This is a genomic window from Rhizobium sp. 3T7, assembly GCF_020166565.1.
In the GTDB taxonomy this organism is placed as follows: Bacteria; Pseudomonadota; Alphaproteobacteria; order Rhizobiales; family Rhizobiaceae; genus Rhizobium.
Genome location: NZ_JAIQXS010000006.1, coordinates 269,908 through 282,474 on the forward strand (window position 1 = coordinate 269,908; position 12,567 = coordinate 282,474).

The 12,567-nt window shown below is 59.5% G+C and carries 12 protein-coding genes; 11 read left to right on the forward strand and 1 reads right to left on the reverse strand.

Annotation, left to right across the window (positions count from 1 at the left end; translation table 11 throughout):
- Nucleotides 1-171 precede the first annotated feature (171 nt).
- The 11 genes from K9B32_RS12045 (at nucleotide 172) to K9B32_RS12095 (ending at nucleotide 11,444) form a co-directional block, all read left to right on the forward strand.
- Nucleotides 172-816, forward strand: a complete 645-nt coding sequence (locus K9B32_RS12045) for a lysophospholipid acyltransferase family protein (protein WP_224562234.1) — start codon at nucleotides 172-174, stop codon at nucleotides 814-816.
- Nucleotides 813-1,763, forward strand: coding sequence for a phosphatidate cytidylyltransferase (locus tag K9B32_RS12050; protein ID WP_224562236.1), 951 nt, complete (start codon nucleotides 813-815; stop codon nucleotides 1,761-1,763). The genes K9B32_RS12045 and K9B32_RS12050 overlap by 4 nt, the downstream gene beginning before the upstream one ends.
- Complete coding sequence (locus tag K9B32_RS12055; RefSeq protein ID WP_224562237.1) at nucleotides 1,760-2,152, forward strand: hypothetical protein; 393 nt, start codon at nucleotides 1,760-1,762, stop codon at nucleotides 2,150-2,152. The genes K9B32_RS12050 and K9B32_RS12055 overlap by 4 nt, the downstream gene beginning before the upstream one ends.
- Complete coding sequence (locus K9B32_RS12060) at nucleotides 2,149-2,802, forward strand: CDP-alcohol phosphatidyltransferase family protein (protein WP_224562238.1); 654 nt, start codon at nucleotides 2,149-2,151, stop codon at nucleotides 2,800-2,802. The genes K9B32_RS12055 and K9B32_RS12060 overlap by 4 nt, the downstream gene beginning before the upstream one ends.
- A 436-nt stretch (nucleotides 2,803-3,238) precedes the next feature.
- Nucleotides 3,239-3,328, forward strand: a complete 90-nt coding sequence (gene kdpF, locus K9B32_RS12065; protein WP_007790938.1) for a K(+)-transporting ATPase subunit F — start codon at nucleotides 3,239-3,241, stop codon at nucleotides 3,326-3,328.
- A 65-nt stretch (nucleotides 3,329-3,393) separates the two neighbouring features.
- A complete protein-coding gene (kdpA, locus tag K9B32_RS12070) occupies nucleotides 3,394-5,097 on the forward strand; it encodes a potassium-transporting ATPase subunit KdpA (protein ID WP_224562239.1) in 1,704 nt (567 codons plus the stop codon).
- An 8-nt stretch (nucleotides 5,098-5,105) separates the two neighbouring features.
- Nucleotides 5,106-5,261: a hypothetical protein gene (locus K9B32_RS12075; protein WP_007790930.1), complete on the forward strand. Its 156-nt coding sequence runs from the start codon at nucleotides 5,106-5,108 to the stop codon at nucleotides 5,259-5,261.
- Nucleotides 5,262-5,302: 41 nt separating this feature from the next.
- Entirely contained in the window at nucleotides 5,303-7,390 is a 2,088-nt protein-coding gene (gene kdpB, locus K9B32_RS12080; RefSeq protein ID WP_224562240.1) for a potassium-transporting ATPase subunit KdpB, read from the forward strand.
- Between the two features lie 12 nt (nucleotides 7,391-7,402).
- Complete coding sequence (gene kdpC, locus K9B32_RS12085; protein WP_224562241.1) at nucleotides 7,403-7,972, forward strand: potassium-transporting ATPase subunit KdpC; 570 nt, start codon at nucleotides 7,403-7,405, stop codon at nucleotides 7,970-7,972.
- Nucleotides 7,973-8,034: 62 nt separating this feature from the next.
- On the forward strand, nucleotides 8,035-10,743 hold the full coding sequence (locus K9B32_RS12090; protein WP_224562242.1) for a sensor histidine kinase: 2,709 nt from the start codon (nucleotides 8,035-8,037) through the stop codon (nucleotides 10,741-10,743).
- Nucleotides 10,740-11,444, forward strand: coding sequence for a response regulator transcription factor (locus K9B32_RS12095; protein WP_224562244.1), 705 nt, complete (start codon nucleotides 10,740-10,742; stop codon nucleotides 11,442-11,444). The genes K9B32_RS12090 and K9B32_RS12095 overlap by 4 nt, the downstream gene beginning before the upstream one ends.
- A 6-nt stretch (nucleotides 11,445-11,450) precedes the next feature.
- Here the strand turns inward: K9B32_RS12095 and K9B32_RS12100 are convergent, their stop codons facing one another.
- A complete protein-coding gene (locus K9B32_RS12100; protein WP_224562245.1) occupies nucleotides 11,451-12,233 on the reverse strand; it encodes a class I SAM-dependent methyltransferase in 783 nt (260 codons plus the stop codon).
- Nucleotides 12,234-12,567: the final 334 nt, after the last annotated feature.

Here is a 12,567-nt window from a genome sequence, read left to right on the forward strand (position 1 = left end):
TCTCCCCCATCAGGCAAACGTGCCAGTTCGATCTATCGCGACTCTCACCGGCGGGTTCGGAGCGGGTATTTTGAGCGCTGCCTTCCGCCACAAGCAGGACTTCCGAACAGGCAAAAATGCCGCTAGGCTTCTGCAAGCTGCTTTGTCGGTGCAGTGAGGGGGCTGAAATCGGTGAGAAGTGTGATCGCGAAGCCTGTCGCGGCGGCCATCGTGGTGTTTGCGCGTGCAATTACTGCCGTACGCGCCATCTGGCCAAATGAACCCATTCCCGAGGGGCAGTGTGTCTATTTCGCCAATCATTCCAGCCACGGCGATTTCATTCTGGTCTGGGCCGTCCTGCCGCCCCGTCTGAGGCGCCGGACGCGCCCCGTTGCCGGCGCGGAATATTGGCTGAAATCATCGATCAACCGTTTCATCGGCCGCGATGTCTTCGACGCAGTGCTTATCGAGCGGGATCGCGAGAAGCGGACCCGCGACCCGATTGAAGTCATGGCCGAGGTGGTCGATTCCGGATCGTCGCTGATTCTCTTCCCCGAAGGCACCCGCAACCAGACCGATGCTCAGTTGCTGCCATTCAAGAGCGGGCTTTTTCATCTCGCTTCGAGGCGGCCGGGCCTTCAGCTCGTGCCGGTCTGGATCAACAATCTCAATCGGGTCATGCCAAAGGGCGAGATTGTTCCGATCCCCCTTATCTGCACCGTGACCTTCGGCAACGCCATGCGAATCGAAGCCGGTGAGAGCAAGGAAACCTTCCTCGACAGGGCGCGCACCGCGCTACTCGATCTTTCACCAAAGCACCCAGGCGGTAACGAATGAATGCAGCAAACTCCGACCTGTGGACGCTTGTTCTTGGTATCTTCACGCTCCTCGTCGTTTCCTCGGCCGTTGGCTACCTGCTGCAGCAACGCCTGCCCACCGGTCAGTCGAATGCCGCGATCGAGAACCTGAACGCGCGCATTAAGGCATGGTGGATCATGGCCATCCTGATCGGCCTCGCCTTTCTTGCCGGTCGGATCGGCGTGCTGCTGCTCTTCGGCTTCTGTTCTTTCGCGGCACTGCGCGAGTTCATTACCCTGACCGACACCAAACGCGCCGATCACTGGGCGCTTGCGGCCGCCTTCTTTGTGGTACTGCCGCTCCAGTATTGGCTGCTGTGGGAGCGACAATACGGCATCTTCTCGATCTTCATCCCGGTCTATGCGTTTCTACTGATGCCGATCATCTCCGTATTGCGCGGCGACACCGAGCGTTTCCTGATCCGCATCGCCGAAGTGCAATGGGCGCTGATGATCTGCGTATTCTGTGCCTCACACGTTCCGGCATTGTTGACGTTGACGATTCCAGGCTACGAGGGCCGCAACGTTCTCCTGATCGCCTTCCTGGTGATCATCGTGCAGCTTAGTGATGTCCTGCAATATGTCTGGGGCAAGCTGTTCGGTCGCACCAAGATCGCGCCAAGCCTGTCTCCATCGAAGACGGTGGAAGGATTTGTCGGGGGCGTGGCCAGTGCGACACTGATCGGCGCCGCCCTGTGGTGGATCACGCCCTTCACACCGTTTCAGGCCGGGGTTATGGCCTTCGTCATCACGATGATGGGCTTCTTCGGCGGTCTCGTCATGTCGGCGATCAAGCGCGACCGCGGCGTCAAGGACTGGGGCCACCTTATCGAAGGCCATGGTGGACTAATCGACCGGCTCGATTCCGTCGTCTTTTCCGCACCGATCTTCTTCCACATTGTCCGCTATTGGTGGTCCACCACATGATGGCGCCGCTACGCCGGCTCGCCCAGAGCAGTGTGATGCATGTGCTTTTCGCGTTTGTCGCCATGGGCGGCTGGGCGGTCCTCGCCAACAGCAATCACCCGCTGCAGCGAGCCCTGCTGGCCGGCGTTGTGCAAGGCGGACTCTCGGCCTGCCTCACCTTCTTTCTCAAGACGGTGATCGAACGACTCTCGAAGCAGTTCGAAGGCCGCGCCGGTCTATGGGCGCCACCGCTGATCGCCAGCCTTGGCTCTACTGCCGTGCTGATCTCGATCCACGCATTGAGCGGTACGCCGGAAATCTTGAAGACCATAGCAGTGCCACTGGCCGTCTCGACGAGCTACGCGGCGGTCTACAACTACTTTCTCTATCAAAAGAGGATCGAGGCATGACGGAAACGGGCGATCGCCGGCCGCTGGCAAGCAGAGACACGCAATGGGCAAGGAGCATTGCGCAATGGCTGGCGGCGAGATCGATTACCCCGAACCAGATCTCCCAGGTAAGCATGGTCGCCGCGGCGCTGGCGGGCGGCTCCTTTTGGTTTGCCGGTTCTGAGATCGGATGGGGCCGGGCTCTTCTGCTCGTCCTCGCGGCCGCCCTCTGCCAATTACGACTGCTGTGCAATCTCTTCGATGGCATGGTTGCCGTCGAAGGCGGCAAGGGCGCAGCCGACGGACCGTTCTGGAACGAGTTCCCCGACCGCGTCGCCGACATCCTCATCCTGGCCGGTGTGGGGTTTGGCATCGGATCGCCCGGGCTCGGTTGGGCAGCGGCATCCTTTGCCGTGTTGACAGCCTATGTTCGCGAACTCGGACGAGCAACGGGAACGCCGAGCGACTTCTCGGGCCCGATGGCAAAGCAACACCGCATGGCGACGATCACCGCCGCAGCCGTTCTCTCAATCCTCGAGCCGCTCTGGAACGGGCACAACCAGGTCCTGCTCGTGGCCCTCTGGCTGATCGCCATCGGTGCCGCATTCACGGCACTGCGACGTGGCAGAAATGTCGTTCGAAACCTGAAGGCTGGCCACGCCGACAATTGACGCGCTTCGCTCAATCCTCGCCAGGCGTACCAAAATGCCTAAAAGTGCGCTTTGCAGCCGAACAGAGCAGCAATAGAACGATCGCGCCGCTTCTTCTTTTCCCCGAAGCGGCCTTGGACTAGCCTCGCTTCGGCGAGGCATTTTTCTTTTCTCCGCATTTATAAGATTTTTATATCCGCGGCCTGCCGCCAATCTCGAACGCTTATGCGCTTCGGTCGCATATTAATGTCCGAGAGATCCAAGGATCATCTCCACGCCAGAAAGCATGAAAGGTTCCATCCGGTGGATGGCGCCCTTTGTCTTGTCTGACTCCAGAAGAACAACAGGAGTCAAGATCGATGATGGACATAGTTCTACTCGCCACAGCAATCGTATTTTTCGCCCTATGCTTTGCTTACACCAAAGCCTGCGACCGGCTTTGACCGGAGGAAGCGCCATGACCCTCGACTATATTCTGAGCGGTGGCGTCACCGTGTTCCTCACGGTCTACCTCACCTACGCTCTCATTCGCCCCGAGCGTTTTTGACCGTCGCATCCCTTGCGGGAACTACGCGCCAGGTAGAACCAATCGGGTATTGAAAGTTACCTCCCATGACCCTCAACGGATGGCTTCAGATCCTGCTTTACTGCGGGATCATCATCGTGCTCGTCAAACCGCTCGGCGGCTACATGACACGCGTCTTCAGTGGCGAGCGCACGCTTCTCTCACCAGTCCTCGTTCCGATCGAACGAGTGCTCTACGCGCTTGCCGGCACCAGCGAACGCGAAGACCAACACTGGACTTCGTATGCATTTGCGATGCTGATGTTCAACCTGCTCGGCGTCATCGTTCTCTATGCTCTGATGCGCCTGCAGGCCGTCCTGCCCTATAACCCGGCAGGCATGGCTGCCGTCGGGCCCGAGCTTTCCTTCAACACTGCTACGAGTTTCGTCAGCAATACCAACTGGCAGAACTACGGCGGCGAAAGCACGATGTCCTATCTTACGCAAATGGCCGGGCTGACTGTGCAGAACTTTGTTTCTGCCGCAACCGGCATGGCGATTGCCATCGGGCTCATACGCGCGTTCTCGCGTGCTTCGGGTATGGCGATCGGCAACTTCTGGGTCGATATGGTGCGTAGCACGCTCTACATCCTCCTGCCGATCTGCATCGTGTTGACGCTGGTCTATGTCTATCTTGGCGTTCCACAGACCTTGGGCCCTTATGTCGACGCAACGACCCTCGAGGGCGCCAAGCAGACGATCGCCCTCGGCCCTGTCGCCTCGCAACTTGCTATCAAGATGCTCGGCACCAACGGCGGCGGCTTTTTCAACGTCAACTCGGCGCATCCGTTCGAGAACCCCGACAACATCTCGAACATGATCCAGATGGTCTCGATCTTCGCAATCGGCGCCGCGTTCACCAACGTCTTCGGCCGCATGGTCGGCAACCAGCGCCAGGGTTGGGCAATCCTCGCCACCATGGGCATCCTGTTCATCGCCGGTGTGACAGTCACTTACTGGGCTGAAGCCGCGGGCAATCCTCTGATGCATGCCTTTGGTCTGCAGGGCGGCAACATGGAAGGCAAGGAAGTCCGCTTCGGCGTCGCCATGTCATCGCTCTTTGCGGTCATAACAACCGCTGCGTCCTGCGGCGCGGTCAACGCGATGCACGGCAGCTTCACGGCGCTCGGCGGCCTGATTCCGCTCATCAACATGCAGCTTGGCGAAGTCATCGTCGGCGGCGTGGGCGCGGGCTTCTATGGCATCCTGCTCTTCGTCATCATCGCGATCTTCGTCGCTGGGCTGATGGTCGGACGCACGCCGGAATATCTTGGCAAGAAGATCGAAGCCAAGGAGATGAAGATGGCAGTGCTTGCCATTCTTTGCTTGCCGTTTGCGATGCTCGTTTTCACGGCGATCGCCAGCGTCCTGCCGTCCGCCGTTGCCTCGATCGGCACTGGCGGCCCGCATGGCTTCTCCGAGATCCTGTATGCTTACACCTCGGCTGCCGCGAACAACGGCTCCGCCTTCGGCGGCCTGACCGGCAATACGCCCTGGTACAACATCACGCTCGGTATCGGCATGCTGATGGGCCGCTTCCTGGTCATCGTTCCGGCACTCGCGATCGCGGGATCGCTCGTTGCCAAGAAGACCGTTCCGGCCTCCGCCGGCACCTTCCCGACGGATGGCCTGCTCTTCGTGGGCCTGCTCACGGGCACGATCCTGATCGTCGGCGGCCTGACTTTCTTCCCGGCGCTGGCGCTTGGCCCGGTCATCGAGCACCTGGTCATGATCGCCGGCCAGACCTTCTGAGGTGAAGCATGATCCTTCGTCACAGGCTTCGCAAATCCTTCAACGCACGTCCCGGTTCGCCGGGACGTGACAGCCAGCGGATGACCCGCGCCTCCGACATCATCCTCGTGATGCTCGCCGGTCTCCTCGTCATCGTCGCGGTCCTTCGGATTCTACACGGCTGATCGCACAACGGTCGCCTTACTCTTTCAAGCTGGAGTCTCTTATGAGCCAGGCAAAATCAGCGAGCATCATGGATTCTCGCATTCTCATTCCGGCCGTTGGCGCCGCTTTTAAAAAGCTCAACCCTCGGGCACTTGCAAGAAACCCGGTCATGTTTGTCGTGGCCACGGTCTCGACGCTGACCACCCTCCTTTTCATCCGCGATCTCGTCACCGGCGGCAAAAGTCTCGGCTTCTCCTTCCAGATCAACCTCTGGCTCTGGTTCACCGTGCTCTTCGCCAACTTCGCCGAAGCAGTCGCCGAAGGGCGAGGCAAGGCACAGGCGGACTCGCTGCGCAAGGCCCGCACCGAGACTCAGGCAAAACTGCTGACGGCCAATAACGGCACCGGCTACCGTCTCGTTCCGGGCACGAGCCTGAAGGTCGGCGATCTCGTCCTCGTCGAGGCTGGCGACATCATTCCCTCCGACGGCGAGGTGGTTGAGGGCGTAGCCTCGGTCAACGAAGCCGCGATCACCGGCGAATCCGCTCCGGTTATCCGCGAGTCCGGCGGCGACCGTTCAGCCGTTACCGGTGGCACGCAGGTCCTGTCCGATTGGATTCGCGTCCGCATCAGCGCTGCCGCGGGACACACCTTCCTCGACCGCATGATTTCGCTCGTCGAAGGCGCGGAGCGCCAGAAGACTCCCAACGAAATCGCGCTCAACATCCTGCTCGCAGGCATGACGCTGATCTTCGTTCTGGCAACCGCCACGATCCCGAGCTTTGCAAGCTATGCCGGCGGCTCTATTCCAATTATCATCCTTGTCGCTCTTTTCGTGACACTGATCCCGACCACCATCGGAGCGCTTCTCTCGGCGATCGGCATTGCGGGCATGGACCGTCTCGTGCGCTTCAACGTACTTGCCATGTCTGGCCGCGCAGTTGAAGCAGCTGGTGACGTCGATACGTTGCTCCTTGACAAGACGGGAACGATCACCCTCGGCAACCGTCAGGCGACGACGTTCCGCCCGGTCCGCGGCGTCACCGAACAGGACCTCGCAGACGCGGCACAGCTTGCTTCGCTGGCCGACGAAACGCCGGAAGGCCGCTCGATCGTCGTGCTCGCCAAGGAAAAGTATGGCATCCGCAGCCGCGATATGGCGAGCCTGAAGGCCACTTTCGTGCCATTTACCGCCCAGACCCGCATGAGCGGTGTGGATGTTGAAGGCTCGTCGATCCGCAAGGGCGCTGTCGATGCCGTGCTTGCCTACGTCGGCGCCGCACCGGCACAGGTTTCAGGCAATGCGGTCGTTGCCATTCGCAGCAACACCGAGGTCGTGCGGGAACTGCAGGCGATCGCCGATGAGATCGCCAAGGCAGGCGGTACACCGCTGGCCGTTGCCCGCGATGGACGCCTTCTCGGCATCGTCCAGCTTAAGGACATCGTCAAAGGCGGCATTCGCGAGCGTTTCGCTGAACTGCGCCGGATGGGCATCCGCACGGTGATGATTACAGGCGATAACCCGATGACCGCCGCAGCCATCGCCGCCGAGGCCGGCGTCGATGACTTTCTCGCGCAGGCAACGCCGGAGAACAAGCTGTCCCTCATTCGTCAGGAGCAGGCCAAGGGCAAGTTGGTTGCGATGTGCGGCGATGGCACGAACGACGCCCCCGCCCTCGCCCAGGCTGATGTCGGCGTCGCCATGAACACCGGCACGGTCGCCGCCCGCGAGGCCGGCAACATGGTCGACCTTGACAGCGACCCGACGAAGCTCATCGAAATCGTCGAGATCGGCAAGCAGCTGCTGATGACCCGCGGCGCGCTGACAACCTTCTCGATCGCCAACGACATCGCCAAGTACTTTGCCATTATCCCGGCAATGTTCCTGGCCTTTTATCCGCAGCTCGGTGTGCTGAACATCATGGGCCTGGCGACCCCGCAGAGCGCCATCCTGTCGGCCATCATCTTCAACGCGCTGATCATCGTCGCGCTGATCCCGCTGTCGCTCAAAGGTGTGAAATACCGCGCGATCGGCGCCGGCGCGCTGCTCTCCCGCAACCTACTCATTTACGGCATCGGCGGCATCATCGTCCCGTTCATCGGCATCAAGGCAATCGACATCGTCATTACGGCCATCGGTCTCGCCTAAGGAGTTGACATCATGTTGAAAGAACTTCGTCCCGCAATCGTCATGATCGTTGCCACCACCGCGATCACCGGTCTGCTCTACCCGCTCGCCATGACAGGCGCCGCGCAAGTGCTTTTTCCGACCCAAGCAAATGGCAGCTTGATCGAGAAGGACGGCACGGTAATCGGCTCGACACTCATCGGCGAAGCGTTCACGAGTGACAAGTACTTCCACGGTCGCCCTTCGGCAGCGGGCGATGGATACAACGCCGCCGCGTCGTCCGGTTCGAACCTTGGCCCGACGAGCCAGAAGCTGCTGGATCGTGTGAAGACTGATTATGAAGCAGCAAAGGCCACCAATCCAAATGCCGAGGTCCCGATCGATCTCGTAACGGCCTCCGGCAGCGGCCTCGATCCGCACATCTCGCCTGAGGCCGCTTACTTCCAGATACCGCGGGTCGCAAAGGCGCGTGGGGTCGACGAAGCCAAGCTGAAGGCGATTGTCGATGCGGCTGTCAATAGCCCAGAGCTCGGCATTCTCGGCGAACCCACCGTCAATGTTCTGGCATTGAACCAGTCCCTTGATGCTTCTATGTCTGAGTAAGTTTGGAAGCCCCGGGTGCCTGCGTGCGACCGGGGCTTGCTCGTCACGGAAAGATGACCCGCATGCCGGAAGACAACCGCGACAAGGTTGGCAGGCCCTCGCCCGATGCGCTGCTTGAGAAGGCGCGTCAGGAGACCCGCGGCCGTCTGAAAATCTTTCTCGGTGCCGCGCCCGGAGTAGGCAAGACCTACGAGATGCTGGAATCGGGCCGTGCCAAGATGTCCGATGGCGTCGATGTTGTGATCGGCATCGTCGAGACCCATGGACGCAAGGAAACACAGGCTCTGGTCGACGGCTTCGAAGTCATCCCCCGCGTCAAGATCGATTACAAGGGCCGCCCCCTCGAGGAAATGGATATCGACGCTATCCTCGCACGCCAACCAAGCCTCGTTCTCGTTGACGAACTTGCTCATACGAATGCCGAGGGTAGCCGCCATCCGAAACGCTACCTCGATGTAAAGGAACTGCTCGAGCGCGGCATCGACGTCTACTCTACGCTGAACATTCAACATGTAGAAAGCCTGAACGACGTCGTCTCGCAGATCACCCGCATCCGCGTGCGAGAGACGGTCCCGGATTCGATCATCGACATGGCCGATGACGTCGAGATTATCGATCTGACGCCAGATGATCTGATCAAGCGGTTGCATGACGGAAAAGTCTATGTTCCGAAGACTGCCGAACGGGCCCTGACCAACTATTTCACCCCCGGCAATCTGACGGCACTGCGCGAACTCGCACTACGCAAAACCGCACAGCGCGTTGACGACCAGCTTTTGACTCACATGCAAGCGCATGCCATCGCTGGTCCCTGGGCCGCTGGTGAAAGGGTTCTTGTATCTGTCGATCAGCACCCGCGCTCAGCCTCGCTGGTACGCTATGCGTCACGAATGGCAGCTCGACTACGCGCGCCATGGGCGGCGGTGTATGTAGAGACCAACCGATCCATCAGCCTGACAGAAGCCGACCGCGACACAATTGCGGCCACACTCCGCCTCGCTGAACAGCTCGGTGGTGAAGCAATCACCATTCCCGGCCGGGAAGTCTCGGAGGAGCTTGTGCGTCACGCCGCGGCCAACAATGTCACGCACATCGTCATCGGCGCCCCCAGCAAGCCGACATGGCGGGACTGGCTTCACCGTTCCATAGCCGACGATCTAATCAGAACATCGGGCAATATCAGCGTCCACGTGATTTCCGGTAGTGAGAAGGAAGGAGCATCCACGCGCGGTGTCAAAGCCGCCCCCTCCTCGCCCGTTTTTGACGTCCAGGCGTATCTCTCCGCCACAGCCTATGTGGCAATCGCGCTCATCGCTGGTGTGGTACTTGATCAGGTTCTTGATGTCCGCAACCTCGCCCTCGTATTCCTGATGGCAGTGCTGACTTCAGCGGTGATCCACGGGCTTCGTCCAGCGCTCTACACCTGCATCATCAGCGCACTGTCCTTCAATTTCTTCTTCCTGCCACCACGCTACACGCTGACGATCAGCGATCCGGAGAGCGTGCTTGCACTGTTCTTCTTCCTGGGCGTCGCCGTCATCGCGAGCAACCTGACCGCAACGGTCCAACGCCAGGCAGCGGCGGCCCGCCAGCGCGCCAGGACGACGGAGGACCTCTACCTCTTCTCCAAGAAGCTCGCCGGCACCGGCACCCTCGATGACGTTCTCTGGGCCACCGCTTTCCAACTGGCGTCGATGCTTAAAGTGCGCGTCGTTCTCCTGCTGCCCGAAGAAGGCAGCATCGCCGTCAAAGCCGGCTATCCGCCGGATGATACGCTCGACGAGGCCGATATTGCTGCTGCGCGCTGGGCGTGGGAGCACAATCACGCAGCCGGCCGCGGCGCCGATACGTTGCCGGGCGCCAAGCGCCTCTATGTGCCGCTGCGAACCGGACGCGCCGCCGTTGGCGTGATCGGCCTCGACAATGACCGGCGCGAGGGCCCTCTCCTGACACCGGAACAGCAACGTCTTCTCGACGCATTGGCGGACCAGGCAGCCCTTGCGATCGAGCGCATTCAACTCGTGGCGGATGTTGATCGCGCAAGACTTGCTGCTGAGGCGGACCGTTTGCGCTCTGCCTTGCTGACCTCGATCTCGCACGACCTGAAAACGCCGCTCGCGGCCATCCTGGGCGCTGCAGGTACGCTGCGTGACTACCTCGATTCCATGCCGCAGGAAGATCGTGTGGATCTTCTATCGACCGTTGTCGACGAGTCGGAACGGCTCAACCGCTTTATTGCCAACCTGCTGGACATGACGAAAATCGAGTCCGGGGCGATGGAGCCGAACTATGCGTTGCACTATCCCGGCGACATTGCAGGAAGCGCGCTGCGCCGTGCCGAGAAAATTCTCACGCACCACAAGACCGTCATGACGATTCCGGCGGACCTGCCGATGGTCCGTGTCGATCCTGTGTTGTTCGAACAGGTGCTTTTCAATCTGCTCGATAATGCTGCCAAATATGCGCCGCAAGGGTCATCGATCCTTATCGATGGGTGGACGGACGAATATAATGTCATGATTCAGGTTTCGGACGAGGGACCCGGCATTCCGCCAGCTGACGTGGATCGCGTCTTCGATACATTCTATCGCGTGCGCAAAGGCGACCAGGTGCGCGCGGGGACGGGCCTCGGCCTCTCCATCTGTCGCGGTTTTGTCGAGGCGATGGGTGGAACGATCACTGCCGGAAATCGCTCCGATCGTTCCGGTGCCGTCTTCACCATCCGTCTTCCACGACCAAATGAAATTCCGAAATTGGATGAGCTCAAATGACCGGTTCAGCCGTTAAAATTCTCGTCGTCGACGACGAGCCTCCGATACGCAAGCTGCTCCGCGTCGGTCTCACCGCGCAAGGCTATGAAGTGCACGAGGCGCCGAACGGCGCTGCGGCCCTACAATCGGCGAAGGACGAGCCACCTGATCTGATCGTGCTCGACCTTGGCCTGCCGGACAAATCAGGTCACGAACTGTTGAGGGAGTGGAGAGACGCCGGCCTTACCTTGCCGATCGTGATCCTCTCCAGCCGCACAGACGAAACGGGTATCGTCAACGCTCTCGAGGCTGGGGCCGATGACTACCTGACAAAGCCGTTTGGTATGAACGAACTCGGCGCCCGGCTGCGTGTCGCCCTGCGCCATCGATTACAACAACAGGGCGAGCGGGCGATCTTTCAGGCCGGAGGCCTGTCCATCGACCTCGTCAAGCGCATCGTCAAGATCGATGGCAGGGAGGTCAAGCTCTCTCCCAAGGAATACGATATTCTGCGGGTCCTTGCTCAGCACGCCGGGAAGGTTCTGACCCACCAGTTCCTACTGAAGCAGATCTGGGGACCGGCTGCCGACGTGCAATATTTGCGCGTCTACGTTCGCCAGCTGCGCCAGAAGATCGAACAGAGCCCGGACCAGCCGCAATACATCACGACGGAAACCGGTGTCGGATACAGACTGAAAGAAGCGGATCCACCGCAGGTCTAACCTAGTTCATCGGTAGGCACGCTCAGACAACGCACGCATGCCGAGCCCAACCATCACTTCGTAAGCGATGCGACGCCGCATCGGATTGTGTAGCCGGATTGCCGTCGAGCCGAGGAACTCGGTCTCAAGGTGATCGAATGCCTTGAGTTCGGGTGAAGTCTTGACCGTGTGCGAATAAAAATCGTGGAATGTCTGGCGGCACACGTAGGTCTTGTATTTCGTCAGGCAGAAAACGGAAAAGCGACCGGCCTCGGCGCGCAGGAAGTCAGTGACGCCGGCAGTGACCTCCGGCCAGGCCGGATTGAAGGTGTCGTCGAAAACGATGATCCCGTGCTCGGCAAGCGATGCGGCAGCAAGATGACTATCGGCCTCGACGTGATGCAGCATGTGGCCACCGTCGATGCTGAAGAAGCGGACCATGCCAGCTCTCTCGATAATGTCCCCGGGCCTGATCAGCGTGCTGTCGCTCGTGATGACGCATTGTGCATCCACGGAAAGGCCAAGTTGACGGCCGCCAGCCAGGAAACGTTCATACTGCGTCGCGCCATGATCGGGGTTCACGATATCGAAGGGATCGATAGCCACGATCTTCTCCGTCTCCCCGCAGATTTTCCGCAGCAAGAAGTAGGATCGGCCGTAGTAGACACCAATCTCGGCTAAGCCACCTTGCAATGATGCCGATTGCTGGGACCGCAAAACCGCAAGAAAGACCAGCGCATCAGGCGGATCAATATATCCTTCGATCGCTTGAAGATCACGGAATATAAATTTTCTGATCGATGAATTCATTGAATTGCGCTTTCAGATTCATCAACATATATGTCAAAGAAGACAATTCTTCGCAGAAACTGCGAACAGAAGTCAATTATATTTAAAATTACACATAAACCTCATCCATTAATACGGTAAGTTGCATGCGTGATTGAAAACTAATGCCGCTATCATAGTCAAATATTCTGCTTTACGAGCATTATTGAACAGTCACTCCGACCGAAAAGCTTCGCGCGATCAATTTGCTAAGCCGTCGTCGATAAAAAGAGGGCGACGTCCGTTCCACCATCGTTTCGTTCTTTTTCTCGCCATCGACCTGCTCTAAGTCTTCTCCATCCGAAACGAGAATTGA